Annotated in this window: 26 protein-coding genes, 1 tRNA gene, 1 riboswitch and 1 other annotated feature; of the genes, 22 read left to right on the plus strand and 5 right to left on the minus strand. The window is 52.7% G+C overall.

Annotation, left to right across the window (positions count from 1 at the left end; genetic code table 11):
• Positions 1-92: 92 nt before the first annotated feature.
• From jag to rpmH, 5 genes are read right to left on the minus strand one after another with little or no spacing between them, the layout of a single operon-like run.
• Complete coding sequence (gene jag, locus L5656_RS00810) at positions 93-716, minus strand: RNA-binding cell elongation regulator Jag/EloR (RefSeq protein ID WP_297197610.1); 624 nt, start codon at positions 714-716, stop codon at positions 93-95.
• Positions 713-1,390 carry a YidC/Oxa1 family membrane protein insertase gene (locus tag L5656_RS00815; protein ID WP_297197612.1) on the minus strand — a complete coding sequence of 226 codons (678 nt, stop codon included), beginning with the start codon at positions 1,388-1,390 and terminating at the stop codon, positions 713-715. Before L5656_RS00815 ends, jag begins: the two co-directional genes overlap by 4 nt.
• 36 nt (positions 1,391-1,426) lie before the next feature.
• A complete protein-coding gene (gene yidD / locus L5656_RS00820; protein WP_297197615.1) occupies positions 1,427-1,654 on the minus strand; it encodes a membrane protein insertion efficiency factor YidD in 228 nt (75 codons plus the stop codon).
• The gene (rnpA, locus tag L5656_RS00825) at positions 1,629-2,000 is read right to left on the minus strand and encodes a ribonuclease P protein component (protein WP_297197619.1); all 372 of its coding nucleotides are present in this window, start codon (positions 1,998-2,000) and stop codon (positions 1,629-1,631) included. Before rnpA ends, yidD begins: the two co-directional genes overlap by 26 nt.
• Positions 2,001-2,043: 43 nt before the next feature.
• Entirely contained in the window at positions 2,044-2,178 is a 135-nt protein-coding gene (gene rpmH, locus L5656_RS00830) for a 50S ribosomal protein L34 (RefSeq protein WP_297197622.1), read from the minus strand.
• 246 nt (positions 2,179-2,424) lie between these two features.
• Between rpmH and dnaA the strand changes: the two genes are divergently transcribed.
• From dnaA to cysS, 22 genes are all read left to right on the plus strand, one after another.
• A complete protein-coding gene (gene dnaA, locus L5656_RS00835; protein WP_297197625.1) occupies positions 2,425-3,762 on the plus strand; it encodes a chromosomal replication initiator protein DnaA in 1,338 nt (445 codons plus the stop codon).
• Positions 3,763-3,915: 153 nt separating this feature from the next.
• The gene (dnaN, locus tag L5656_RS00840) at positions 3,916-5,034 is read left to right on the plus strand and encodes a DNA polymerase III subunit beta (protein ID WP_297197628.1); all 1,119 of its coding nucleotides are present in this window, start codon (positions 3,916-3,918) and stop codon (positions 5,032-5,034) included.
• Between the two features lie 8 nt (positions 5,035-5,042).
• Complete coding sequence (recF, locus tag L5656_RS00845; protein ID WP_297197631.1) at positions 5,043-6,119, plus strand: DNA replication/repair protein RecF; 1,077 nt, start codon at positions 5,043-5,045, stop codon at positions 6,117-6,119.
• 25 nt (positions 6,120-6,144) lie between these two features.
• Positions 6,145-6,399, plus strand: a complete 255-nt coding sequence (gene remB, locus L5656_RS00850; RefSeq protein ID WP_297197634.1) for an extracellular matrix regulator RemB — start codon at positions 6,145-6,147, stop codon at positions 6,397-6,399.
• Positions 6,400-6,438: 39 nt separating this feature from the next.
• The gene (gene gyrB / locus L5656_RS00855) at positions 6,439-8,349 is read left to right on the plus strand and encodes a DNA topoisomerase (ATP-hydrolyzing) subunit B (protein WP_297197638.1); all 1,911 of its coding nucleotides are present in this window, start codon (positions 6,439-6,441) and stop codon (positions 8,347-8,349) included.
• A gap of 37 nt (positions 8,350-8,386) precedes the next feature.
• Entirely contained in the window at positions 8,387-10,798 is a 2,412-nt protein-coding gene (gene gyrA, locus L5656_RS00860; protein ID WP_366017784.1) for a DNA gyrase subunit A, read from the plus strand.
• Positions 10,799-10,875: 77 nt separating this feature from the next.
• Positions 10,876-11,796: a pyridoxal 5'-phosphate synthase lyase subunit PdxS gene (gene pdxS / locus L5656_RS00865; RefSeq protein WP_297197643.1), complete on the plus strand. Its 921-nt coding sequence runs from the start codon at positions 10,876-10,878 to the stop codon at positions 11,794-11,796.
• 33 nt (positions 11,797-11,829) lie between these two features.
• Positions 11,830-12,399 (plus strand): pyridoxal 5'-phosphate synthase glutaminase subunit PdxT, encoded by a 570-nt coding sequence (gene pdxT / locus L5656_RS00870; RefSeq protein ID WP_297197645.1) that lies wholly within the window; start codon positions 11,830-11,832, stop codon positions 12,397-12,399.
• A 77-nt stretch (positions 12,400-12,476) separates the two neighbouring features.
• On the plus strand, positions 12,477-13,586 hold the full coding sequence (locus L5656_RS00875; protein WP_297197648.1) for a glycoside hydrolase family 15 protein: 1,110 nt from the start codon (positions 12,477-12,479) through the stop codon (positions 13,584-13,586).
• 37 nt (positions 13,587-13,623) lie between these two features.
• Positions 13,624-13,724, plus strand: a tRNA-Sec gene (locus L5656_RS00880).
• An 88-nt stretch (positions 13,725-13,812) separates the two neighbouring features.
• Entirely contained in the window at positions 13,813-14,037 is a 225-nt protein-coding gene (locus L5656_RS00885) for a DUF1858 domain-containing protein (RefSeq protein ID WP_297197651.1), read from the plus strand.
• Between the two features lie 98 nt (positions 14,038-14,135).
• Positions 14,136-15,350 carry an HD-GYP domain-containing protein gene (locus tag L5656_RS00890; RefSeq protein WP_297197654.1) on the plus strand — a complete coding sequence of 405 codons (1,215 nt, stop codon included), beginning with the start codon at positions 14,136-14,138 and terminating at the stop codon, positions 15,348-15,350.
• Positions 15,351-15,392: 42 nt separating this feature from the next.
• Positions 15,393-16,802 (plus strand): two-component system histidine kinase PnpS, encoded by a 1,410-nt coding sequence (pnpS, locus tag L5656_RS00895; protein WP_428849287.1) that lies wholly within the window; start codon positions 15,393-15,395, stop codon positions 16,800-16,802.
• Entirely contained in the window at positions 16,780-17,133 is a 354-nt protein-coding gene (locus tag L5656_RS00900) for an AbrB/MazE/SpoVT family DNA-binding domain-containing protein (protein ID WP_297197660.1), read from the plus strand. The genes pnpS and L5656_RS00900 overlap by 23 nt, the downstream gene beginning before the upstream one ends.
• 63 nt (positions 17,134-17,196) lie before the next feature.
• A riboswitch (cyclic di-GMP riboswitch) is annotated at positions 17,197-17,297 on the plus strand.
• Between the two features lie 80 nt (positions 17,298-17,377).
• Positions 17,378-18,013, plus strand: coding sequence for an HD-GYP domain-containing protein (locus L5656_RS00905; RefSeq protein WP_297197663.1), 636 nt, complete (start codon positions 17,378-17,380; stop codon positions 18,011-18,013).
• 591 nt (positions 18,014-18,604) lie between these two features.
• Positions 18,605-19,429, plus strand: a complete 825-nt coding sequence (locus tag L5656_RS00910; protein ID WP_297197666.1) for a PHP domain-containing protein — start codon at positions 18,605-18,607, stop codon at positions 19,427-19,429.
• An 18-nt stretch (positions 19,430-19,447) separates the two neighbouring features.
• Positions 19,448-20,806: a DNA repair protein RadA gene (gene radA / locus L5656_RS00915; RefSeq protein WP_366017785.1), complete on the plus strand. Its 1,359-nt coding sequence runs from the start codon at positions 19,448-19,450 to the stop codon at positions 20,804-20,806.
• A 159-nt stretch (positions 20,807-20,965) separates the two neighbouring features.
• Entirely contained in the window at positions 20,966-22,090 is a 1,125-nt protein-coding gene (locus tag L5656_RS00920; RefSeq protein WP_297197673.1) for a PIN/TRAM domain-containing protein, read from the plus strand.
• A complete protein-coding gene (ispD, locus tag L5656_RS00925; RefSeq protein WP_297197676.1) occupies positions 22,078-22,812 on the plus strand; it encodes a 2-C-methyl-D-erythritol 4-phosphate cytidylyltransferase in 735 nt (244 codons plus the stop codon). The genes L5656_RS00920 and ispD overlap by 13 nt, the downstream gene beginning before the upstream one ends.
• Entirely contained in the window at positions 22,803-23,297 is a 495-nt protein-coding gene (ispF, locus tag L5656_RS00930; RefSeq protein ID WP_366017786.1) for a 2-C-methyl-D-erythritol 2,4-cyclodiphosphate synthase, read from the plus strand. Before ispD ends, ispF begins: the two co-directional genes overlap by 10 nt.
• 38 nt (positions 23,298-23,335) lie before the next feature.
• Positions 23,336-23,591: a binding site (T-box leader), on the plus strand.
• Positions 23,592-23,660: 69 nt separating this feature from the next.
• Entirely contained in the window at positions 23,661-24,377 is a 717-nt protein-coding gene (cysE, locus tag L5656_RS00935; RefSeq protein WP_297197682.1) for a serine O-acetyltransferase, read from the plus strand.
• Positions 24,319-25,788 (plus strand): cysteine--tRNA ligase, encoded by a 1,470-nt coding sequence (cysS, locus tag L5656_RS00940; RefSeq protein WP_297197685.1) that lies wholly within the window; start codon positions 24,319-24,321, stop codon positions 25,786-25,788. Before cysE ends, cysS begins: the two co-directional genes overlap by 59 nt.
• Positions 25,789-25,859 lie beyond the last annotated feature (71 nt).

The following is a 25,859-nucleotide window of genomic DNA, read 5'->3' on the forward strand; positions in this document are numbered from 1 at the left end:
ATAGCATAAAGCCCAGTAATACGGAAATATGTATTACTGGGCCTGCCCATCCCCATCCCAAACCATTTTTATCTTTTCCTAAACCTTAACCTTCATCCCTTTCTCAGACATATAACTACTTTACGGTTCGGCTCCTCCCCCTCGCTGTAAGTTACAACCTGAGAATCGTTTTGTAGGGCCGTATGGATTATCCTTCTTTCCTGAGGAGTCATAGGTTCCAACACGACCTTATTACCGGTGCGCTTAACCCTCTCCGAAAGCCGCCGCGCCAACCGAACTAGTGCCTGCTCCCTCCTCTTCCGGTACCCTTCCGCATCCAAAACAATCCGCACCCGCTCGCCTATCATGCGGCTTACTGCCAGATTAGTCAGATACTGCAAAGCATTTAAAGTTTCGCCCCGCCGCCCTATTAAAAGCCCAAGGTCACGGCCATAAAAGCTCACCAAAAAATAATCCTCACGTCTTCTTACCTCCACACCCGCCTCCAAAGCCATGGCACTAAGAACTTTCTCTAAAAAACCCTTGATAGCCCTCTCCGGATTTTCCAACAAGCTAACCCTCACTCTGGCCTGGCGGGAACCCAATAGCCCTAAAAAACCCTTACTACCCTCTTCCAAAACCTCAATCTCCACTTCATCCCTGCGCGCACCCAAAGCTCGTAAAGCCGCCTCAATAGCTTCCTCCACCGTTCTGCCCGTCATTTCTACAGCCCTCATTTAGCGCTGACTTCCCCCTTCGTCAACCCCGGCTGTCTCCGCAACAACCACTGCTCCAGGATGCCCATTACGCTAAATACCACCCAATACAGAGCCAACCCGGCCGGAAAGTGGCTACTCATCCACCCGATAAGAAGGGGCATAACAACAAGCATGGTTCTCTGCGAGCCGTCCCGGGGATTTACCATGCTAATCCGCTGCTGTAAATAAGTAGTAACTGCTACCAGCACCGGTAGCAGGAAGTAAGGATCCGCCTGTCCCAAGTTGGGAATCCAGAAGAAATTAGCATGTTCCATGTTCACAGCCGGGTTCCGCCGAGGATCAAAAAAGTCCCTCAGGGCAGCAAACAAGGCGAACAAAATGGGCATCTGGACCAGTAGCGGCAAACAGCCGCCTAAAGGATTTATTTTCTCGGCGCGGTAAAGCTCTAGCATGGCCTGTTGGGCCTTTTGCGGGTTATTTTTATACCTTTTCTGTATCTCCTGTATTTTGGGCTGCAACTCCTGCATCCGCTTTATAGATTTCAGCTGTTTGTACGTGAGGGGCGACAGCAGCAACTTTACGGCCACAGTGAAGAATATTATAGCTAGACCGTAGTTGGGAACACCCAACACCCCGGTTATACTATAGAAAAATTGAAGCGATTGTGATAGAAACTCTACTAGCCCGCCCAAGATACTTCTAAATCCCCCTTTTTACCCTCTACGCACCTAAGGCACGGGGTCATATCCGCCCGGATACCACGGATGGCATTTAATAAGGCGCCTTACCACCAGCCATCCCCCCCGCAGTATACCGTAACGCTCCAAAGCCTCCACAGCATAATGGGAACAGCTAGGATAAAAGCGGCACCGGGGTCCCCACCAAGGTGAAAGAAACCGCTGATACATCCTTATAATGAAAACAGCCACCTTAACCAGGGTCTTCCGCCCCTTCACTTGCAGAATCCACTAACAGTTTAGCCTGTTGGCCCAACGTTAATACCTCGCCCAGAACTTCTTTAAAACCCCATCCCCTAATGCCTTCCCGCGCCACCAAAACCACGTCAAATCCCGGCCGGAAGGAGGCTAAATGCCGCCGGCAGGCTTCCCGTAACAGCCTCTTCAAGCGGTTGCGGACCACGGAGCGACCTATCTTTTTCGAAACGGAAAAACCGAACCGAGTATATCCCTTGTCATTCGGACGCCAATATAAGACGAGGGCCTTGCTACCTACCCTGCGCCCCTGCCGATAAACCCTTCTAAACTCCGCTGTCCGGGTGATCCTACGGGCGGCAGGAAGCATATCCTGACCCCCTAGTAAAAATGTTATAAGGCCACTCCCGGCCTTAAGCAGTCAAGCGCTTTCTACCTTTACGCCGCCTCCTCCTTAAAACTTCGCGCCCCGATCTCGTACTCATCCTCTTTAGAAACCCATGCACCCTTTTGCGCCGCCTGCGCTTAGGCTGGTAAGTCCTTTTCAACTTCTTCCCTCCCAAAACCGCAAACAATCCCTGCTTTTGATGCCGATACAACAATATAAAGGGTAAGCCGTAATATCACGCACCGTCTGCGGCTTAATCATATTCAAAACGCATAATAAGCAGCAGCGCAGTTACATTATATCCCAGCATTTTTCCCCCTGTCAAGAAAAAAGGGCCGTTGCTACTTATCCACATCTTTGTTAAGATAATTTTGCCCGCTATCCACAGTTAAGGAGGTTTTGGCCTTTGCCACCCATAAATTTACAGGCTGCGTGGCAACAAGCTCTCCAAATCCTAGAACAGCAACTACCACCAAGGACCGTAGAAGTATGGTTCCGCCAAGCACGGCCTTTAGCTCTAAAACAATACACCTTCATCTTGGCCGTTCCTAATGAATTCGCCCGGGATTACATCCAAAGCCGCTTTTCGCCTTTGCTCCAGGCCACCCTGGAGCGGGTATTCCAGCGGTATGTGAACGTCCAGCTTATAGCGTTACCCCCCGGGGAAGAGGAGGGCTCCTTTTCCCTAGGAGTGCCAGTGGTTCCCGAAAGCGAAGAGCTGTGCTACCTCAATCCCAAATATACCTTCGATACCTTCGTGGTTGGAAACAGCAACCGGTTTGCCCACGCCGCGTGCCTTGCCGTGGCTCAAGCCCCAGCCAAGGCTTACAACCCTCTGTTTATCTACGGAGGGGTAGGATTAGGGAAAACCCACCTCATGCAAGCCATAGGACATTACGTACGCCAGCATATGCCCCACTACCGGGTCATGTATGTTTCCTCCGAAAAGTTCACCAACGAACTTATAAACGCCATCCATGATAATGATACGGTATCTTTCCGTAATAAATACCGTAATATCGATGTATTGCTCATAGACGACATACAGTTCTTGGCAGGAAAAGAACGCACGCAAGAAGAATTTTTCCACACTTTCAACGCCCTTTATGAGGCCAGCAAGCAGATCATAATATCCAGCGACAGGCCACCCAAAGAGATACCTACTCTGGAGGAGAGGCTGCGCTCCCGCTTCGAATGGGGCCTGATTACCGATATCCAGCCCCCGGACTTGGAGACCAGGGTGGCCATACTCAGAAAAAAAGCCTCTCTAGAAAACATCCACTTGCCGGACGATATAATGCTTTTTATCGCTCAAAAGATCGATTCTAACATCCGGGAGCTAGAGGGAGCCTTCATCAGGGTAGCCGCCTATGCGGCCTTCACGGAACAAGAACTCACTGTGGAAACTGTGGAGAAAATCCTTAAAGAAGCCCTGAACTTAGCTAAACCCAAACCCATAACAGTACACCTCATCCAGGAAAAGGTGGCCGCCTACTTTAACCTTAAAGTAGAAGACTTTAAGTCTAAACGCAGGACGCGCGATCTCGCCTATCCACGCCAGATCGCCATGTATTTGGCCCGCGAACTAACCGATACTTCTTTACCCAAGATCGGTGAAGCCTTCGGAGGTCGGGACCACACTACCGTTTTACACGCCTGGGAAAAAATAGGTCAGGAGCTCCAAAAAGATCCCGACCTGCAGCAAACCATAGAACACCTGATCCAACAGATAAAACAAGGATAAATTACACAGTTTTACTGACACCGGTTTTTTATTTTGTCAAGCCCCTAACGGTTATCATCCACAATTTCCACACCTTTATACTACGATCACTACTCGGGACTTATAACCTCTAAATAATAACAAGAAGGAGAAGAAAAGGGGGTCCAAAGCTCCGTGCGGGTAACTTGTCCCCAACCTCTACTTTTAAGTGCCGTACAGAAACTTCACCGGGTCATAACCACTAACAGTCCTCTACCGGCCTTAACGGGAATACTTATAAAAGCCCACGACAAGCGTCTCTCTTTTCACGCTACGGACCTAGAAATGGGTATTCTTCTTGATATGGAGGCAGACATAGAGGAGGAAGGAGAACTCCTTCTTCCAGCCCGGCTCCTTACGGACATAGTACGCCACTTGCCTCCCGTCAATGTACACATTGACGGCGTAGCTGGAGGAGTGGTCACCCTCTCTTACCAGCAGTCACGAGTAGAGCTCTATAGCCTGGATCCCGGACAATTTCCGGCCCTGCCCGACGCGCAAGGAACCGCGTCTTTCCGGGTACCGGCAGAAACCTTTAAAGAAGCCATAAAGAAGGTCGGTATCGCTGCCGGAAACGAGGACCTCCGCAGCATATATCATGGTATTCTGTGGGAAATAGATCCTTCCACCGGGGAGTTTACCATGGTGGCCACAGATACCCACCGGTTAAGCCTCCAGCGAGGTAAGGTTGTCGTGCTTGAAGGTAAACAGGAAGCGGCTCCTATAATACCGCACCGCACCCTGGCCGAGCTCGCCCGCCTTCTGGGTAGCGAAGGAGAAGTGACCTTTACTTTGGGTTCCAGCCAGATTTTTGCCGCAGCCGAAAATTTGGTATTTTACGGTCGACTCCTCAACGGACAGTTTCCCCCCTACCGCCAGGTATTGCCTTCCAGCTTCGCTACAGAAGCCATAATGGACGCCCAGGAGATTACCCTGGCTGTGGAGCGGGCCCTGGTACTGGCCAGGGATGATAGCCGGCTGCGCTCCCCCATCATCCGCCTGCAGGTGGAAGGAGGATTAAAACTTTCTACCCAGGCTCCCGAAGTAGGACAGATCGAGGAAGAGCTCCAGGCAGAAATTTCCGGTCCGGGCCTGGAAGTGGCCTTGAACGGCAAGTACCTCCTTAGCGCTCTAAAGGTAATCGATGAAGATAGGGTAATCTTGAAATTCAACGAACCCTTAAAACCCGTTGTAGTGCAAGGTCTGGGTAACGAGGACTATTTTTGTCTTATCTTACCGGTTAGAATCGGGTAAAAATAAAGATGGAGGCTGCATTTTTATCCGAGCTTAGGCTAAAGGAGTTCCGCAATTTCCGGGAGGCTGCTTTTCAGTTTTCTCCCGGCCTTAACATCCTAGTAGGACCGAACGGAACGGGAAAAACAAACCTCTTGGAAGCTATAGGCTACCTTTCCCTGGCCCGGTCCTTCCGCTACCATGCTGATCGGGAACTTACAACTTGGGGTTGCACAGGGTTTGAACTTACCGGTACAGTACGGCGGGGAAACGGGAAAGTACAGGTGCGTATTGTATACCATCCGGGCCGTAAGGAGTTAACAATTAACGGGACCACGCAACGGATTCTGGACCTTCTGGGTTTATTTCCTACGGTCACCTTCGGGCCCGATGATGTGCACTTGGTAAAGGGGCCGCCGGCCCTTCGTCGGAGATTTTTGGACCGGGAGCTCTGCCAGACCGACCGTTCCTACGCCCAGTATCTTATATCCTACCACCGGGTTCTTAAGCAACGGAATGCTATCCTTAAGCAGGTAGCCGAGGGAAAAGTTAAAAGAGGAGATGTCGATCCTTGGAACGTACAACTTGTCGGCCTGGCGCAAACTATAGTGGAACGCCGGAAAATTTTTTTAGAGCGTCTTAACGCCCTGGCTTGTAAGCTTTATTTCCGCTTGGCTGAAAAGCAGACTATAAGCGTGGTTTACCGTCCGAGCCTGCCCGACGGAAAAGATTGTTTAGAGCAGATAACTGAGCGTCTAGAAAGGGAAGTGGCTGCCGGGGCTACCCTCTGGGGACCCCACCGCGATGATTTTGATTTTTATATAGACGGCCGCCCTGCCCGCCATGCTGCCTCCCAGGGTGAGCAGCGCTCCCTAGTTTTAGTGCTCAAACTGGCCGAAGTGGTATATTTCGGCGAAATATTGGGAATTAGGCCGTGCCTTTTGTTAGACGATGTTTTTTCAGAGCTGGATAAAAGAAGGCAGGAGGTCCTTCTCCAGTTAATAAATGAGGGAGGCCAAAGTTTTATAACCACAACGGAGGTGGCCTTCTTACCTGCGAGTTTGTTAAATAAAGGAAATATCCTTACCTTTCCGCTAGGAAAGTAGGATTTACCCAAGGGAGGTGGGCCTTGTGTACCTGCATATCGGCGGCGAAATAGTCATTCCCTTAAAAGAAATAGTCGCTATACTTGATTATGAGAAAGTGATACAATCCCCGCTCAACAAAGATTTTTGGAAGTCCAAAAATAAAGCTCCGGAAGGGGTAAAGTCCTGTATAATTACCAAGGATAATAAAGTGTATTATTCTCCCATATCCTCCCTCACCTTAGCCCGCAGGGTAGAAACCTTTACCTACAGGTACATTGCGGCCGAAAATTACTTGTGATAATATTTGCCCTGGAAAATCTAGTGTAGGAGGCCAGAGATGGAGGAAAGGGAAAATAAAAATCTTTATGACGCAAGCCAGATTGAGGTACTAGAGGGGCTGGAAGCTGTAAGGCGCCGCCCCGGAATGTATATAGGGAATACCGGGGTACGGGGCTTGCACCAGCTCGTGTTTGAGCTGGTAGATAACAGCGTAGATGAGGCCCTGGCGGGCTTTTGTGATGAGATAAGGGTTACCCTTCACCGCGACGGTCGGGTTACGGTGGAGGATAACGGCCGGGGTATTCCTGTAGATATACACGAGAAGACGGGACTGCCGGGGGTAGAGGTAGCCCTTACCATACTCCATGCCGGAGGAAAGTTTGGCGGCAACGGGTACAAGGTCTCCGGCGGCCTCCACGGCGTTGGTCTTTCCGTAGTCAACGCCCTTTCTGCGGAACTAAAGGTTAAAGTAAAAAGGGAAGGCAAGATTTTTGAGCAGCTCTACCGGCGGGGCCAGAAGGTAACGGAGCTTAAAGTTACGGGGAAGGCAGAAGGCACGGGGACTATAATCACCTTCCGGCCGGATCCTAAGATTTTTGAGACGGTAGAGTTCGATCCGGATATAATAAGCCGCAGGCTTGAGGAGCTAGCTTTCCTTAACCACGGTTTAAAAATAATCTTTCAGGATGAAATACGGGAGGAACGCAAGGTCTACCAGCACGAGGGTGGCTTGGTGGATTTCGTTCGTTACCTTAATAAAAATAAAAATGTTCTCCACCCCGATCCCATATACTTCAGCGCTACTAGGGAAGATGTGCAGGTGGAGGTGGCCCTCCAGTACAACGACGGTTATAACGAGCTTATCTTATCTTACGCCAACAACATCCGTACCGCAGAAGGCGGCAGCCATGAAATAGGATTTAAATCAGCTCTGACCCGCATAATCAACGATTACGGCCGCCGCTTTAATATTTTAAAGGACGGCGAGATCAGCCTTTCCGGTGACGACGTAAGGGAAGGCTTGGTGGCCGTAGTAAGTGTGAAGGTCAGGGAACCCCAGTTTGAAGGCCAGACCAAGACCAAGCTGGGTAACACAGAAGTACGGGGCATTGTGGAGGGCGTGGTAGGTGAATATTTAAGCGCGTACTTGGAAGAAAATCCGTCGGTGGCAAGACGTATCCTGGATAAAGCCCTGACTGCTGCCCGGGCCAGGGAAGCGGCCCGCAAGGCCAGGGAGCTGACCAGGCGCAAGAGCGCACTGGAAATCATAAATCTTCCTGGTAAGCTGGCTGACTGTACCAGCAGGGATCCGGAGGTCACGGAGCTCTTCCTCGTAGAAGGAGATTCTGCGGGGGGCTCGGCCAAGCAAGGGCGGGACCGGCGGTTCCAGGCTATTTTGCCCTTGAGGGGCAAGATACTCAATGTAGAAAAGGCCCGGATGGACAAAATTTTAAATAACGACGAAATAAGGGCCATTATAACGGCCTTGGGTACGGGCATCGGGGATGATTTCAACATAGAAAAGCTCCGTTATCATAAGACTATACTTATGGCCGACGCGGATGTGGATGGCTCCCATATCCGTACCTTGCTTTTAACCTTTTTCTACCGCTATATGCGGCCCCTCATCGAAAAGGGATATATTTATATAGCCCAACCGCCCCTTTACAGGGTCTCCCGGGGCAAGGAGACACATTACCTATATAGCGATCAGGCCCTGGAGCAATTTTTGGCCTCCCGGGACGGGGAACGCTGGGAGGTGCAGCGCTATAAAGGTTTGGGTGAGATGAACCCTGAGCAGTTGTGGGAGACGACCATGAACCCTGCCACCCGTACCCTCCTTAAGGTTACTTTGGAGGATGCGGTAGCAGCGGATGAGATATTCAACATACTCATGGGAGATAGGGTAGAACCCCGGCGGGAATTTATTCAGAAACATGCCCACGAGGTGCGCAATCTGGATATCTAGGTTTTTTATTTAGCTTGAAGGAGGGTTTGTCTCTTTGCTGGCAGAGCCCACCGGTACCATCTTGCCGGTTAGAATAGAAGAAGAAATGAAGCGCTCCTACATCGATTACGCCATGAGCGTAATTGTGGGGCGTGCTTTACCCGACGTACGGGACGGTCTAAAGCCCGTGCACCGGCGTATCCTTTATGCCATGTATGAGGCTAACATGACGCCGGACAAGCCATATAAGAAGTCAGCCAGGGTGGTGGGTGACGTTTTAGCCCGTTACCACCCCCACGGTGATGCCGCGGTGTACGAGAGCATGGTGAGGTTGGCCCAGGATTTCGCCAGCCGTTATCCCCTAGTAGACGGCCAGGGAAACTTTGGCTCTTTAGATGGAGATTCCCCGGCTGCCATGCGTTATACCGAGGCCAGGCTGTCCAGTATAGCCATGGCCATGCTCCAGGATATCGAAAAAGACACGGTAGATTTCGTCCCCAACTACGACGGAACCTTGAAGGAACCCGTAGTTTTGCCCGCACGCATACCCAATCTTTTAATAAACGGCTCGGCTGGAATAGCCGTAGGCATGGCCACCAATATTCCTCCCCACAATCTGGGGGAGGTGGTGGATGCCTTAGTTTTGCTCATTGACCGGCCGGAAGCGGGATTGAAGGAGATTTTAAATATTGTCAAGGGCCCGGATTTCCCCACCGGAGGTTTGATCATCGGGCGGGAAGGGATACGTAACGCCTACCGCACGGGGAGGGGTACCATAAAAGTCAGGGCTAAGGCGGCGATAGAGCAGGTGGGTAACAAAACGCAGATTGTCATCACTGAGGTCCCCTATCAGGTTAACAAAGCCCGCCTTATAGAGACCATAGCCGAGCTGGTAAGGGAGAAAAAGATAGAAGGGATAACCGACTTAAGAGACGAGTCCGACCGTACGGGCCTAAGGGTAGTGATCGAGCTTAAAAAGGACGTCCAGCCCAAAGTCATCCTGAACCAGTTATATAAGCACACCCAGATGCAGGAGAATTTCGGGGTTATTATGCTAGCCCTGGTAGACGGCCGGCCGCAGGTCCTTAATTTAAAGGAGATGCTAGAGCATTATCTTAAGCACCAGAAGGAGATCGTCACCCGCCGCACCCGCTACCTTCTAAACCAGGCCGAAGCCAGGGCCCATATCGTAGAAGGATTAAGGATCGCCCTTAAATTCTTGGACGAGGTCATAAAGATCATAAGAACTTCCCCTGACGTCGATTCTGCCCGCCGGGGCCTTATGGAAAACTTTTCTTTAAGTGAAAAGCAGGCTCAGGCTATCCTGGATATGCGCCTGCAGAGGCTTACGGCCCTGGAACGAGAAAAGCTAGAAGAAGAATACCGGGAACTTAGGGAGAAAATAAGCTACTTTAAAGGAGTTCTGGCGGATGAGACTAAAGTATTGGCCATTGTACGCGAGGAGCTTCTAGAGATCAAGGCCAAATTTGCCGATCCCCGCCGCACGCAGATAGTCGACGAAGAGGAGCCCCTGGAAGCCGAAGATCTTATATCCCGGGAAGAAGTGGTCATCACTGTTACCCACCGCGGCTACATTAAACGGCTCCCCCTCGATACCTACAGGAGCCAGAGGAGGGGTGGCCGCGGCATTCAAGCCTTAACTACCCGTGAAGAGGACTTCGTAGAGCACCTTACCGTGACCACCACCCACCATTCCCTTCTCCTTTTCACCAACCAGGGTAAGGTGTACCGGCTTAAAGCCTTTGATGTGCCTGAGGCTAACCGCCAGGCCCGGGGTACCGCCCTGGTCAACCTGGTTTATATAAGCCCGGGAGAGAGGATAACAGCCCTTATAAGCGTAGAAAGTTTCGAGGAAGACGCCTATTTGTTTTTGGCCACGCGCAAAGGAACTGTTAAGAAAACCGCGCTAAAAGAATATAACACCTCCCGGCGTGATGGAATCGTCGCTTTGAACCTGGATGAAGGGGATGAGCTGATTGGAGTTGAGCTTACTTCGGGGAAGGATGAAATCATTTTGGGCACCCGCCAGGGCAAGGTGATACGCTTTTCTGAGGAAGAAGTCAGGCCTATGGGCAGGGTGGCCCGGGGGGTACGCGGCATAGCCCTGGAGGAGGGGGACGAGGTTGTAGGCATGGCCAAGGTAAAACCCTTTGCCGACCTGGTCCTCGTATCGGAAAGGGGCTTCGGTAAGCGTACTTCTTTAGAAGAGTACCGGGGCCAGGGTAGAGCCGGTAAAGGGTTGCTGGCCATGAAACTAGGCGAAAAGACCGGCGAGCTGGTGGCTTTAGTTGTGGCCAAAGATGACGACGAGCTTATGCTTATCACGGCTGAAGGCTTGCTCATCCGTTTAAATGTAGGGGATGTTCCCCGGCAAGGGCGCTATACCCGGGGTGTTACCCTGATGCGGCTAGAAGAGAAGGACCGTGTTATGGCCGTAGCCCGACTTTAGTTCTTATAAACTTGTTGCAGCAAGTTAAAGGGTGATGTAAGATCACATACAGCCAGGTTTGAAAGGAGGGGAAACCCGTGGCCTTACTGGAAAAGCCTAACGGGGAAGGAAATGGGGTTAAGAAGGGTACCTGGGTAGTAAAAAAAGGCCTGGCGGAGATGCTTAAAGGCGGGGTAATAATGGACGTCACCACGCCTGAGCAGGCCAAAATTGCTGAAGAAGCCGGGGCGTGCGCGGTGATGGCCTTGGAGAGGGTTCCCGCAGATATACGGGCTTCCGGCGGGGTGGCCCGCATGGCCGACCCCACCGTAATCTTAAGGATCATGGAAGCTGTTACCATACCGGTAATGGCCAAGGTGCGTATCGGCCATTTTGTAGAGGCGCAGATTTTAGAGGCCTTGGGAGTAGATTATATCGATGAGAGCGAGGTATTGACCCCGGCCGATGAGGAATTCCACATAAACAAGCATGCCTTTAAGGTGCCCTTTGTATGCGGGGCGCGGAATCTGGGGGAAGCCCTGCGAAGGATCGGAGAGGGTGCGGCCATGATCCGTACCAAGGGTGAGGCGGGAACCGGAAATGTGGTGGAAGCCGTAAGACATATGCGCCTTATCATGAGCGAGATCCGGCGGCTACAAAACATGCCCGAGGAAGAAGTAATGACCTTTGCTAAGAATATCCAGGCACCTTACGAGCTGGTAATGGAGACGAGGAAGCTGGGGCGCTTGCCGGTAGTGAATTTCGCGGCAGGTGGCATAGCCACTCCTGCGGATGCTGCCCTTATGATGCAGCTCGGTGCGGACGGTATTTTCGTCGGCTCAGGGATCTTTAAGTCATCGGATCCCATGAAGAGGGCCCGGGCCATCGTGGCGGCTACGACTTATTACAACGATCCCCAGGTTCTGGCCGAAGTTTCTAAGGACCTGGGTGAACCCATGCCCGGTATCGATGTGGCCACCCTGCGGCCGGAACAGCGCCTCCAGGAACGCGGGTGGTAGAATTCAGAGGAGCTTCAGGAGGAAGAATAAATTATGGTTATAGGTGTTTTAGCTTTGCAAGGAGGCTTCCGCGAGCATATAGCCGTCTTGGAACGCTGTGGAGTAAAGGCCAAGGAAATACGCAAGAAGGAGGAGCTAGACGGCATCGATGGCCTAATAATTCCGGGGGGAGAAAGCACTACCTTTGGAAGGCTGATGGTGGATTTCGGCCTTCTTGATCCCCTTGTTAATCTTATCAAAGGAGGCCTTCCCGTTTTTGGGACTTGTGCAGGCCTGGTAGTCCTTTGCAGGGAAATAGTAGGGAGCGAGCAGCCGCGGCTGGGGGTCCTAAACGCGCGGGTCCGGCGCAATGCCTTCGGCCGGCAGGTAGATAGTTTCGAGGCCGATCTCGAAGTACCCGTTTTGGGGCCCGAGCCCTTCCGGGGCGTTTTCATCCGGGCACCCTATATAGAAGAACTGTGGCCGCCGGCGGAGGTGCTGGCCACCTTGGAAGGCAAAATCGTGGCTGCCCGCCAGGACAAGATCTTGGTGACGGCCTTCCACCCGGAACTGACTACGGACGAGCGTTTTCACAGGTACTTTATAGGCATGGTGAGCGGCTAACCTACCTCGGGATGCAGGGGTTTCCGTGCTTCGCTCACCGCTCTATCTGCCTGGGGTTGGTTTGGGAGGCAGCACCTTTGGGTGACCTGCTACGAAAAAGCACTGAGATTCTAAAGAAATATCAAGCCCGCACGGGTGCCTTTCCCGCTGCTCCCTACTTTCCTCCCTACCGCTATGTGTGGTTGAGGGACGGGACTTTTGTGGCCTGGGCCCTCGACTGGGTAGGGGAAAGGGAGGCGGCGGGATCTTTTTATACTTTTATGAGCCATACGGTTTTAAAGCACAGCTATAAGATAGAAAACGCCTTAGAGAGGGCTTCTAAGGGGCATTCCCCGGATGATGCCACATGCCTCCACACCCGGTATACCTTAGACGGAGAAGAAGGGGTCGAGCCCTGGGGCAATTTTCAGCTCGACGGTTACGGAACCTTCCTCTGGGGCCTAGCCCACCACCTGCGTGTCGGAGGTAAACTGAGGGAAGAATATAAAAAGGCCATCTGCGAAATAAGCCGCTATCTCTGCGGGCTCTGGAAGGTTCCCTGCCTCGATTGCTGGGAGGAAAGAGGTGACCGCCTCCATCCCTCTACCCTGGCCGCCGTTTATGGGGGGTTAAAAGCCGTTTTGGAATGGCTTCCCCCGGACTTAGCTGAAAAGGCCCGGGAGGTTCTTGTTGAGCTTCCGCAAGTAGTAAGGGCCGGATTCGTGGTAGACGGGCACTTGGTAAAGGAGTCTGGTTCGCCCGAAGTAGACGCTAACCTCCTGTGGTTGGCCGTACCCTACGGGCTGCTGGATATAGAGGACCCCGTTTTTGCTGCCACCGTACAAAAGATAGAGAAAGATTTGCGCGGCGGGGGAGTCAAGCGGTACCGGGGAGATACCTTTTATGGAGGCGGGGAATGGGTATTGCTTGCTGCTTGGCTGGCCTGGTATTATCGGCTTAAAGGAAAAGAAGAAGAGGGTAAGGAGCTTTTAGGTTGGATAGAAGCCCAGGCTGATGAAGAGGGACAGCTACCGGAGCAGGTCCCCGTTAACCTGACCTCTGAAGAGCATTATCGTTACTGGGTGGAGCGTTGGGGCCCGATAGCCCGCCCCTTGCTCTGGTCCCATGCCATGTATATAGCCGCTAGGCTTCCGGCTCCAGTACCTGTAGTAAGTTGTTCCTTGCACCAAAACCAGAAGGTGTGTTAAAATACTACCTAAAGCTGCTGCCTAAAGCGGAAGCTATGGGGGTGGATCGGGCCTGGTGGCCCGCCTGGACTTCAAATCCAGCTGGCGCGCGGGGGAAACCCCGGGCGCGGTGGGTTCGATTCCCACACGCTCCCGCCACATTAAGGTTATCGGCATGGGTAAAGTAGGGGAGAAAGGTAGGGCACATAGAAGGAAAGGCCCATCACAAGGAAGGGGGTTTATATTAATGGCCGTCATAACTAAGGATATGAGCATCACCGAGGTAGTAAGCAGGTACCCCCAGACGGTTCCGGTTTTTATGGAGCACGGAATGGGGTGTTTGGGTTGTGCCGCGGCCAGGTTTGAAAACATTGAACAGGGTGCCCGGGCCCACGGTATCGATGTAGACAAGTTGATAGAGGACCTCAATAAAGTAGTGGCCGGGGAAAAAGACTCTAAAGCCGACGCTTAATTTGGGATTTTGAAGGTCGCTCTTGATCGCAGCTTTTTTGTCAAGATCAAGGGCGATTTTTTATTATTTTCGGCGAGCCTTGGGAGGTAAAGCAAAGGGTGAGCTGCCCCAAGGAAAAACCCTTCTGTGAGCTGATTGCTGCTTTGGGTACCGTCTTGGATATGGAAGATGAAGTTAAACTTTACCATGCCTGGCGCGTTGCCCTTTTGGCCCGGAGGCTAGCCCGGGAACTTTTACCCGGTGAGGAGGCCCGTATTTTTTATGCAGCCCTTCTCCATGACATGGGAGGCATAGGTTTACCTGATCACATTGTCCACAGGGTCCTGCAGCCTGGAGGAGAAGAAGATCTAGAGGTGCGGCAGCATCCCCTAAGGGGTGCGGAGATGGTACGCCTTCTCCCCGTCTTGGGACCTCAAATTGCCGTTATGATAGAACAGCACCACGAACACTGGAATGGCTCAGGTTATCCCCGGGGGCTCAAAAACGGGGATATACATCCCGGTGCCCTGCTTATAGGTATAAGCGACATATTCGATCTGCGCTTGCGGGTTTCCCGGGTGAAAACCTGGGAGAGGGTAAGGCCGACAATGGCGGAACTTTCAGGTAAGGCGTATCCGCCGGACCTCTGGAAGGTCTTTGACAGGTTGATGAATTCATCCTTTTGGGAAGAGATCGCTTATGACAGTAGCCTAGACGAGCGCCTCAGGACGGTGCATGAAATTTTGCCTCCTATTGACGGTTTAACCGGGGATCTTTTAAAGGTAACCATCTCCCTTTTCGCCCATATCATAGACGCCAAGCACCCTTATACTGGAGGGCATTCCCACCGGGTGGCCGCTTACGCTTTGAAATTGGCCGAAGCCTTGGGGCTTAAAAAGGAAGAAAGGGAAGATTTGGAGATAGCTGCTTTACTACACGATTTTGGGAAAGTAGCTGTACCCCGGTCAGTTTTGGATAAGCCTGGCCCCTTAGATCCCGGTGAATTTGAAATAATCAGGCGCCATCCTCTGCGGACTATGGCCTTGCTTGAACAGGTATCCGGGCTGCGCCGCCTGGCTGAAATAGCGGGTCTGCACCACGAAAGGTACGACGGCAAGGGGTATCCGTACGGGCTGAAGGGGGAGAAAATACCCCTTCCCTCCCGCATACTTGCAGTAGCCGATGCCTTTGATGCCATGACCTCTTCCCGTCCTTACCAGCCTATGAGGACTCCCCGGCAAGCCCTAGAACACCTCCGTGAAGGGGCAGGCTCCCAGTTCGATCCCCGTATAGTGGATGTGGCTTGTGTACTCGTGGAAAATATCGGTGAATAATAACCTATGAGGTGAAAAAAATTGAGCCGCCTAGCCCGGAAAATGGCCATCCATGCCACTTTATGGATAATTTCTGTTCTGCTCGTTTTTTATCTAGTCCTGCGGTACATCTTAAGATTACCGGGGGCAAGGGATTTTGTGGGTTTTTCCGGGCAGACGGGGATTATCTTTGTAGCTTTTCTATTGGTCGCAGGAGCGGGAATTTATTACCTGTGTTATAGACTCTTGCTGCCTTTAAAGACCATGCTGCCTGCAACGTGTAAGATAGCCGCCGGTGATCTAGAACAGCGTATAGAAGTAGAAAGGGATGATGAGCTAGGAGTCCTGGCCAAACACCTAAACGATATGGTGGACCGCCTCCGTAACAATATAAAGGAGATCTCAGCAGAAAGGAACAAAATTAAGGCCATATTGACGAGTCTTACGGATGCGGTACTGGCAGTGGATCAGGTAGGAAGAATCATGTTCGTAAACCCGGCGGCGGAAGAAATGTTGGGGAAGAAAGAAGAGGAGATGGTACGGAAATTTCTCCTGGAAGTTATCCGCAGCCATGAGATGGACAGCCTGGCCAGGGACATCTTAGATAAAGGCGGGATACGGGAGGCCGAACTTCGTTTATTTCCCACCTCGTCCCGGGTGTTTAGGGTCCACGGCGCTCCTATAAACAGTGAAGAGGGCAGGATCGTTGGTGCGGTCCTTTCCATCCGGGATATTACGGAGCTCAGGCGGCTGGAGCAGGTCCGCAGCGAATTTGTGGCCAATGTTTCTCACGAACTGAGAACACCCCTGACATCCATCCGCGGTTTTGTAGAAACCCTCCTGGAGGGAGCCCTGGAAGATGAAAATATAAGCCGCAGATTTCTAACCATCATAAATAGCGAAGCCCAGCGCTTGCAGCGGTTAATTGAAGATCTTCTTACCCTTTCCCGGCTTGAGCACGAAAAACCCGAAAAGGTTGTTAAAGGAGCTTCTCTGTCCCGTACTTTAAACCGGGTGTTAGAGGTGGTAGAGCCTTTGGCCAAGGAGAAAGGTGTAGAGTTAAAGGTGGAACTTCCCCCTGATCTTCCGCCCTTAAAGTTTCCGGAGAACTTTCTCGAACAAGTTCTTCTTAACCTTTTAGACAACGGGATTAAATATACCCCTGCGGGAGGTTCGGTGACCGTATCTGCCGGTAGGGAAGGAAGTAATATCCGTGTAGAAGTGCGGGATACGGGTATCGGGATACCGGAGGAAAGCCTGCCCCGGATTTTTGAACGGTTTTACAGGGTGGATAAAGCGCGTTCCCGGGAATTGGGAGGTACCGGTTTGGGATTGTCCATTGTGAAGCATATGGTAGAATCCCACGGTGGAACGGTGGGAGTCCGTAGCCGGGTGGGGGAGGGTAGTACCTTCTACTTTATACTTCCCCAAGCCGAAGGAAAGGAGGGGGGTGAGGGAGTTACGGAAAGCTAAGACGGTAGCGGCCCGGGAAGGGTCTGGAGAAAGGGTCTTCCGGCGGGTGGTAGACGAGAAGGGAAGGGTAACCTTACCTACGGAGATGAGGCAGCAACTGGAGATACGGGCGGGAGAAGAGGTGGAATTCCTCCTGCGGGAGGACGGGGAATGGTACATACGTAAGGGCCTCCACCAGCGATCCTGCACCTTTTGCGGTTGCGGAGCGGACTTGATAGAGGTTTGGGGACAAGTCCTCTGCCGCCGCTGCGCCCAAAAATATGTATTTCTTCTGGCCCGGGAGCTCCGACTGGATATTTCTGTGGGAACAGGTGGGAATTTGCCAGATTAAGAAGGATTTTCGCTAACGGCGTCGAACAAATTTACTGCTACAAAGAAAAATCTCGATACGGGAGCTGCTTCAGGGTAAACCTGTCGAAAGGCAGGGGCACAAAGCCATGGGTCTAAGGCTTCCCCTAACTTTAAAAGGGGGGCTATGATCGCCAGGCTGCCAGCTCTGGAAGGGGTGAAGTCACCCTTATGAGCCTTGCTCTGAAGCAAGGTTATTTTGTTTTTTAAAAGGGGATGCACTTAAGGTGGACGCCTGCGCCGTTAGCGCGTTGCTCGAGGCACTCTTCAGGCATTCGCGGCTTACCTACTATCATTCCCTGCACGTAGCTGTTACCGCCCGCCAATTAGCCATGGAGCTCGGACTAGAAGATTTAGAGGTGGAGAGGATTTTCTTGGGGGCGCTGTTGCACGATGTCGGGAAGCTCAACATCCCCCGGGGTATCCTGCATAAAAAAGGAAGGCTCACCCAAGTGGAATGGGAGATCATGTATAAACATCCCGAACAAGGAAGCCGTTTTCTCCCAGATGATCCCACCTGGCGACCCGTTAAGGATATCATCCTCTACCACCATGAAAAATGGGACGGCAGGGGCTATTACGGTTTGAAAGGCCCGAGCATCCCCTTAGGAGCCAGGATAATTGCCCTGGCCGATGCCTTTGATGCCATGACCTCATGGCGGCCTTATCAAAAGGCACGCTGTTTGAGCGCTGTGTTAAAGGAGATCGAGGAATGTAGCGGTAGCCAGTTCGACCCGCGGGTGGTGGAGGCCTTCTTTTCTTTGACTTGTGACCTCCTTAAAGGCCGGCAAGTTTTTGACCCAAGTAGAATTAACCTGATCTTAAATACAACGACAAGCAAACTTAACAGTAAGGAGTTATGATCTCCAATAGAAAGCCCGCTAGCCCATCACAAGCGTCCTCTGACCTCCTTTTTAAATATAAACCTTTTTAGCCCAGAGAATTCCTCTGGGCTTTTCTTTGACCAGCAAAGAAGGCCGCCAAAATGCGGCCTTCCCTTAAAGAGCCCATAAGGACCTTCGCTCCGGCCAACATACGTCCCTGCAGAGCCCACACCAGCCTTCCGGCTGGTATAGACCCTTACGGAACCTATGCTGACCTTAGCTCGACAGTTTAAAGTACCTGAGAAGCCGGGCCAGATCTCTCGACCTTGCCCGACCTCTAGCATGTGCCTGCGGCACCTTAAACTGTCTTAGCCCGACCAAGGATCATCCTGCTGACCCGTCTCTGGTCCTTCGGACCAGAGACAAGCCTTGACGGACCTATCCTTGATCTTCCCGCCGGTCGGTACCGAGCCCTTTGACCCGGTATCGGCCTTTGGCCGGAGATTACCGAGCCCTTAATTTAGGACCCGGCAACCTCCTGGGCTCGGCCCCTATGGACCCTGACGTTATTATTATTACCCCGGCCGGGCGACAATATTATATTCTTTAAAAGGAAAAAGCGATCTTTTTTTGTTAAACAGAAGGACAAGTTATTGTCTTTACGCTATACTTGTAGATAGAAAACCGTATTTAGAGGAAAAGGAGCGGAAGATGATGTACTGCGAGGCCGATCTCCATACCCACACCATAGCTAGCGGCCACGCTTACAGCACAGTGAAGGAGCTTGCGGAAGCAGCCCAGGTGAAGGGGTTAAAAATGATAGCCATCACCGATCACGGCCTGGCTATGCCTGGAGGCCCCCACGAATATTATTTCAATAATCTGATATCATTACCACGTAAAATAGGTGAAGTAGAGATATTAAGAGGGGTGGAGGCCAACATCATCGATGCAGAGGGGCATCTGGACGTCCCAGAACATATTTTAGAAAAACTCGATATAGTACTGGCCGGCTTTCATGCCGGTACGGGGTTTGATGGGCGTTCCCAAGAGGAGTATACACGCGGCGCCTTGGCCGCTCTGGCCAGCCCTTATGTACACGTTTTGGTTCATCCCGGAAATCCGGACTTCCCGCTGGATCTTGAAGCTGTGGCCCAGGCTGCGGCGGCCAACCGTAAGGCCTTGGAATTTAACAATAACTCTTTTTTCTATAGCCGTCCGGGCAGTTTACCCCGGTGCCAGCACCTAGCCCAGCTAGCTAAAAAATATAAAGTCCCTATTGTATTATCGAGCGATGCTCATGTATTTACGGCCGTAGGGAGCTTTATGCGGGCCTGGCAAGTGGTGCGGGGTGCAGGGATAACCGAGGATCAGATAGTCAATCTTACCGCCGCCAGGGTGAAGGAGTTCCTGGGGTGGCACCGGAGACGGCCGCGGACCGGCCGGGGGTTTTAAAATTGGGGGATGGGTGGACTGGCGAGGGCTAAAACTAAGTTTGTTTGCCAGGAATGCGGGTATGAGAGTGCGAGCTGGCTTGGCCGCTGTCCGGCCTGCGGTGCCTGGGATACGCTTACGGCAGAGACCCTTCCTGTAAATTCACGCAGCACTAAAGCTGGTATCGGGACTGGAACAGGGCCGCCCGTGCCTTTGACAGAAGCCCCGCGGCCACAAGAAGACCGCCTGTATACGGGGCTTAGAGAGTGGGATAGAGTGTTGGGAGGAGGGCTGGTACCCGGTTCTCTCATTCTGGTGGGAGGCTCACCGGGGATAGGGAAGTCCACCCTCCTTCTCCAATTGGCTTACGCTGTGGGGAGCCGGTGGGGCTCGGTGCTTTATGTTTCCGGAGAAGAATCTCTGTCCCAGACCCGCCTCAGGGCTGAGCGTCTGGGAACGTTATCTTCTTCCATTTACTTACTTTCCGAGACCAGTGTTCCCGCTATACTGGAGCACGTAGAGCATTTAAAACCCGTGCTTTTAATTGTGGATTCCATCCAGACGGTCTTTATACCGGAGATACCTGTGGCCCCCGGAAGTGTATCCCAGGTGCGGGAGAGCGCAAGCCTGTTCTTGCGCGCGGCAAAAACAGGGGGTCTGGCCATAATTTTGGTGGGACATATAACTAAAGACGGTTTACTGGCTGGCCCTAAGGTTTTGGAACACCTGGTGGATTGCGTGTTGTACCTAGACGGGGAGGGCTTGCAGGGGTACAGGCTTTTGCGGGCCGTAAAAAACCGGTTCGGTTCCACCAATGAAATAGGTGTTTTCACTATGACGTCCCGAGGTCTCATGGAAGTACCCAACCCTTCGGAGGTGCTTCTTGCAGAACGCCCCCAAGGCGTGGCCGGTTCAGTGGTTACGGCGTGCGTAGAGGGTACCCGGCCTTTACTTTTGGAGATACAGGCTTTAGTGAGTCGCACGAGTTTTGGAAATCCCCGGCGCCTTACAACTGGCCTTGATTATAACCGGGCCGCACTACTTGTTGCCGTCCTGGAGAAAAGAGCCCAGCTTCCTTTGAGTCTATGTGATATTTACCTCAATGTCGCAGGGGGCATAAGTATCAGCGAGCCGGCAGCCGATCTCGCGGTTTGCTTGGCCGTGGCTTCTAGTCTAAGGGATAGGGCTGTAGACCCGCGCCTTTTAGTACTAGGGGAGGTGGGCCTGGCCGGAGAAGTTCGCGCCGTCCCCCAGATAGATAAGAGGTTGGAGGAGGCGCGGCGGTTAGGATTTTCCCGCTTCATCCTTCCGGAAGGGAATCGTACGGCCTTGGCAGGGGAGAAGGCGGAAATTTACTATGTGAAAAGCATAACACAGGCTTTAGAGCTGGCCATTTAAGTTAACCGCAAATTAACTGGCTAGGCTTTCCTAGGTCAACTTTGCCATTCCTACAAATATCTGTTATAATCAAGACCGGGCGAAGGGGCTGGTATAATGTGGTGGGCGGTGAGGAATAATCCAGGAAAGAAAATCTAACTAAAGAAGGTGAGGAAGAAGATGTTATACCTCTTTTTTCGGGGCGTGATATCTCTGGTGGGAGGCGCCCTGGGGTTTGCCCTGGCTCAAAGCGTTTTGAGCTGGTGGGTTGGCGTTCCCCCCGGAGCCAAGTACTCTCTTATAGCGCTCGCCACCCTTCTGGCCGCCCTAGCCGGCTTCGTCGTGTCCCGTCACCTGATCGAGGCCACCTTACAGCTCGTGCGCCGCCTGGAAAACAAGCTCCAGCGCCTTTCTGCTCAAGAGATAGTAAGCGGCGCCATGGGTCTTATCCTCGGACTTATCATCGCTAATTTGCTGGGGGCCTCTTTTATACACCTGCCTTGGGTGGGCCCGTACGTACCCATGGCGGCAAGTATATTGTTCGGCTATCTGGGCTGGAGCTTGGGAACTAAAAGGAGGGAAGAACTCTGGGGTCTTTTTTCCTTTTTTAAGCTCACCTCCAAGGATAAGTCCAAAGGAGGATCTCCTGCCTCGAGCGCCAAGATTTTAGATACGAGCGTCATAATCGACGGCCGTATTGCGGATATTATCCGCACAGGTTTCCTGGAGGGGACCATAATAGTTCCCAGCTTTGTACTCGAAGAACTCCGCCATATAGCGGATTCCTCGGATGTGCTTAAAAGGAACCGCGGCCGCCGGGGGCTAGATATGTTGAATAAAATCCGTAAGGAGTTAGGCGTCAACGTAAAAATTTACGAGGAAGATTTTGAGGATGCTGTTGAAGTGGACACTAAACTTGTACGTTTGGCCCAGAAGCTCAAGGCACCCATCTTAACTAACGACTATAATCTAAATAAGGTGGCGGAACTCCACGGTGTAAAGGTTTTAAACATTAACGAACTGGCCAACGCTGTAAAGCCCATAGTGCTGCCGGGTGAAGAGATGACTGTACAGGTTATCAAGGACGGGAAAGAAGCCGGCCAGGGCGTCGGTTATCTGGATGATGGCACCATGATAGTGGTAGAGAACGGGCGGCGGTTTATTGGACAGTCCATAGCGGTCCTTGTGACCAGCGTCCTGCAGACTTCGGCAGGGAGGATGATATTCGCCCGGCCCAAGGCCTTTGACAAAAAGAATAACCAGCACCAGTCCTTGGAGCGGGGAGAATACCAGTGCCTTTCGTAACCGCCCTGGTAGCGGCAGCGGGAAAAGGGCGGAGGCTGGGGCTGGGGTATAATAAAGTTTTCTTACACCTTAAAGGCCGTCCATTGTTGAGTTACAGCCTGGAGGTGCTAGAAAAATCTCCGCTGGTCCAGGCCGTGATAGTAGTCACTGCTCCCGGAGATGTGGCTAAATGTTGGGATGTGATAGGCCGCGGATATGCTAAAAGTATCCGGGTGGTAGAAGGAGGAGAAGAAAGGCAGGACTCAGTAAGTCAAGGCTTGAAAGCCCTGCCTGCGGAAACCGAGTTTGTGGCTGTACATGATGCAGCCCGGCCCCTGGTGACGCAAGAGCTTCTGGCAGCAGTAGTAGAAGCCGCGCTGGAGACGGGTGCGGCTATAGCAGCCGTCCCGGTACAGGATACCATTAAGCGTTCCGGGACGGCCGGAATAGTGGAAGGTACGGTTGACCGGGAGGGGCTGTGGGCTGCCCAGACGCCCCAGGTGTTCCGCCGGGATTGGTTGGAAGAAGCCCACAGCCGGGCTATGCTGGAAGGATGGCGTGCCACTGATGATGCATCTTTAGTCGAGAGGTGCGGTTACCCCGTTAGGATAGTGAAAGGTGATTACGGGAATATAAAGGTAACCACCCCCGTAGATGTGATTTTGGCCACCGCTCTTCTGGAAGCCCGCAAAAGGCAAGACTGGGCATTCCTCGGGGAAAGGAGGCCGGGGCCATACGCGTAGGATTGGGGTTTGACGTGCATCCTTTTGTCGAGGGCCGTGATCTCATCCTGGGAGGTGTAAAGATCCCTTTCGACCGGGGCTTAGATGGGCACTCGGATGCGGACGTTTTGTTTCATGCGGTGGCCGATGCCTTGCTCGGCGCAGCCGCCCTAGGAGACCTCGGGCAGCATTTTCCTCCCCATGATCCCAGGTGGAAAGGTGCCTCCAGCTGCGTTCTCCTGCAGGAGGTTTGGGATAAAGTTAGCCAGTTGGGTTACCGCGTGGCGAACGTAGATACCGTTTTGGTGGCCGAAAGGCCGCGGCTTTCTCCTTATATACCTGCCATGCGGGAAAACATTGCCCGGATTTTGCAAGTCGGAGTGGAGCGGGTAGGGGTGAAAGCTACCACTACCGAGGGATTGGGTTTTACCGGGCGGGGTGAGGGGATCGCCGCGCTGGCTACCGTCCTGCTTTTTCTTGACAGGGAGATCCCCCCGGACTTATAATGGGCAAAGGGAAGAGTAAAGCTGAGTTAAAAGAAAGGGTAAAGGCGAGGAACGGGCAGAGTAAGCGCGTTTGCCTCCTCCAGAGAGGGGCCGCCGGGGGCTGGAAGCGGCCCTAGGAAGGCAGGCGCTGAAGTGCGCCCGGGAGCCGGGTGGCCGAAAGGCTGAAGGCCTTAAGTAGGCTGCTCCGGGTTAGCCCCGTTAAAGGCGTAAGGCGCGTTCTGCGCTAAAAGAGGGGGAAGGCAGGCCTTTTGCCTTCCAAGCAGGGTGGGACCGCGGAAGCCCTCCGCCCCTGAAAGGGTGGGGGGCTTTTGAGGTTATTTGGGTTTTAAAATGCTAAGTTGTAAAAGGGCGGGGTGGGTGTATATGTGGAGGCAGATTAAGCGGGATATTCAGGTCGTGTTTGAGCGGGATCCTGCAGCGCGTAGCGTCCTAGAGGTTATTCTCTGCTACCCCGGCTTCCATGCCATTCTCCTCCACCGCATAGCGCACTTTTTCTGGTGCAAAGGATTTAAGCTTCTGGGCCGGGTTATTTCCCAGCTCAACCGCTTCTTAACGGGTATAGAGATCCATCCGGGAGCCCGTATAGGAGAAGGCTTGTTCATCGACCACGGCATGGGCGTGGTTATAGGCGAGACAACTGAGATCGGGAATAATGTCACCCTTTATCAAGGCGTAACTTTGGGGGGCACCGGTAAGGAGAAGGGTAAGCGGCATCCGACCATCGGTAATAATGTGGTCATAGGAGCTGGAGCCAAGGTGCTGGGTAATATCTGTATCGGAGACAACGTAAAAATAGGGGCGGGTTCAGTGGTTTTGCGGGACGTACCTGCCAACTGTACCGTAGTAGGGGTTCCGGGCAGGATCGTGGTACGCAACGGCCGCCGCGTGGCGGATGCTCAAGTGTCCGAAATCGACCTGCGGCACGAAGATCTGCCGGATCCCGTGGCGGAGATGCTGCTCTGCTTGCAGCGCCAGATACAGCGGCTGGAGCGCAGGATCGAGGAGCTGGAGGGTAAATGCCATGAGCCTATATCTTTACAACACGCTGACGGGTTGCAAGGAAAAGTTCGTTCCTCGTGAACCGGGCCGGGTGAGCATGTACGTTTGCGGGCCGACTACCTATAACTATATCCACCTGGGTAATGCCCGGCCTTTGGTGGTTTTCGATACACTTCGCCGGTATCTGGAATATAAAGGCTACCGGGTGTTTTATATTCAAAACTTCACCGATATCGACGACAAAATCATAAAGCGTGCCCAGGAAGAAGGAAGCACCCCGGCTCAGGTGGCTGCCCGGTATATTGAAGAGTATTTCAAGGACGCCGATGCCTTAAATGTCCGGCGGGCCGATTTTTACCCCCGGGTGACTGACCATATAGGCGACATCATAAAGGTAGTAGGAGACCTGCTGCGTTTAGGATATGCGTACAACGTAGAAGGAGATATTTACTTTGCGGTGGACAAGTTCCCGGGCTACGGGAAACTCTCCCGCCGCCGGCCTGAAGAGATGCTGGCCGGTGCCCGGGTGGAAGTAGATGCCCGTAAAAAAAATCCCCTCGATTTTGCCTTATGGAAGAAGAGCCTGCCGGGGGAGCCGGCATGGGAAAGCCCCTGGGGTCCGGGAAGGCCGGGCTGGCATATTGAGTGTTCTACCATGGCCTTAAAATATCTGGGACCCAACTTCGATATCCACGGCGGGGGCGCGGACCTTATTTTCCCCCATCACGAAAATGAAATAGCCCAGGCGGAGGCGTGGACGGGTCAACCCCTTGCCCGTTTTTGGTTGCATAACGGGTTTATTACCGTAAACCGGGAGAAGATGTCCAAATCCCGGGGAAATTTTTTCCTCGTGCGGGAGATCCTTGGCCGCTTTTCACCCCAAGCCGTGCGCCTTTACCTCCTTAGCACCCATTATCGCAGCCCTTTGGATTTTGCCGATGAATACCTTGAGGAGGCCGAGCGCAGCTTCGAACGGCTAGATAATGCCCGCACTTTGTTGTCGGAAGCTTTAAAACGCCTGGAAGGAGAGGAGAAGGAAGCGGGGAAAGGCTACGTACCTGCGAGGGAAGAAAAAACTTCCAGCATATACTTGAAAGCAAAGGTAGAGGAACTGAGGGGCCAGTTTGAAAAAGCCTTGGATGATGATTTTAACACCGCCCAGGGCCTAGCCGTACTGTACGAACTGGTGCGGGAGATAAACAGCTATTTGCACAAAGGGGAAGCCGGGCCCGGAGCCCAGGAAGCATTGAAATCTGCTGCAGCGGCCCTCGAGGAGCTAGGTGAGGGGGTGCTGGGGCTCTTCGGCCCTGCTAAAAGGGCTGCTGACACCGGCCTGGTAGACGGCTTGATAGAACTGGTGGTGGAGTTGCGGCAGGAAGCACGCCGAAAGAAAGACTGGGCTACGGCCGACTACCTGCGGGAGCGGCTTAATGCGTTGGGCATAACGCTGGAAGATACCCCCCATGGTACACGCTGGAAAATAAGGCGCTAGCCCTCGTTAACTGACTTTTCCGGTGTTTGTATCCACTAGTACCTCCGGCTACAAAGTAAAAGAGCATTGCT

The sequence above is a fragment of the Thermanaeromonas sp. genome, assembly GCF_021890735.1.
GTDB lineage: Bacteria > Bacillota > DSM-521 > Neomoorellales > Neomoorellaceae > Thermanaeromonas.

Coding starts and splice junctions, on each gene's coding strand:
- jag (WP_297197610.1), bottom strand. CDS start 716: ATGAGGGCTGTAGAAATGACGGGCAGAACGGTGGAGGAAGCTATTGAG.
- rnpA (WP_297197619.1), bottom strand. CDS start 2,000: ATGCTTCCTGCCGCCCGTAGGATCACCCGGACAGCGGAGTTTAGAAGG.
- recF (WP_297197631.1), top strand. CDS start 5,043: ATGGAGGCTGCATTTTTATCCGAGCTTAGGCTAAAGGAGTTCCGCAAT.
- gyrB (WP_297197638.1), top strand. CDS start 6,439: ATGGAGGAAAGGGAAAATAAAAATCTTTATGACGCAAGCCAGATTGAG.
- pdxT (WP_297197645.1), top strand. CDS start 11,830: ATGGTTATAGGTGTTTTAGCTTTGCAAGGAGGCTTCCGCGAGCATATA.
- L5656_RS00885 (WP_297197651.1), top strand. CDS start 13,813: ATGGCCGTCATAACTAAGGATATGAGCATCACCGAGGTAGTAAGCAGG.
- pnpS (WP_428849287.1), top strand. CDS start 15,393: ATGGCCATCCATGCCACTTTATGGATAATTTCTGTTCTGCTCGTTTTT.
- L5656_RS00920 (WP_297197673.1), top strand. CDS start 20,966: ATGTTATACCTCTTTTTTCGGGGCGTGATATCTCTGGTGGGAGGCGCC.
- cysE (WP_297197682.1), top strand. CDS start 23,661: ATGTGGAGGCAGATTAAGCGGGATATTCAGGTCGTGTTTGAGCGGGAT.
- cysS (WP_297197685.1), top strand. CDS start 24,319: ATGAGCCTATATCTTTACAACACGCTGACGGGTTGCAAGGAAAAGTTC.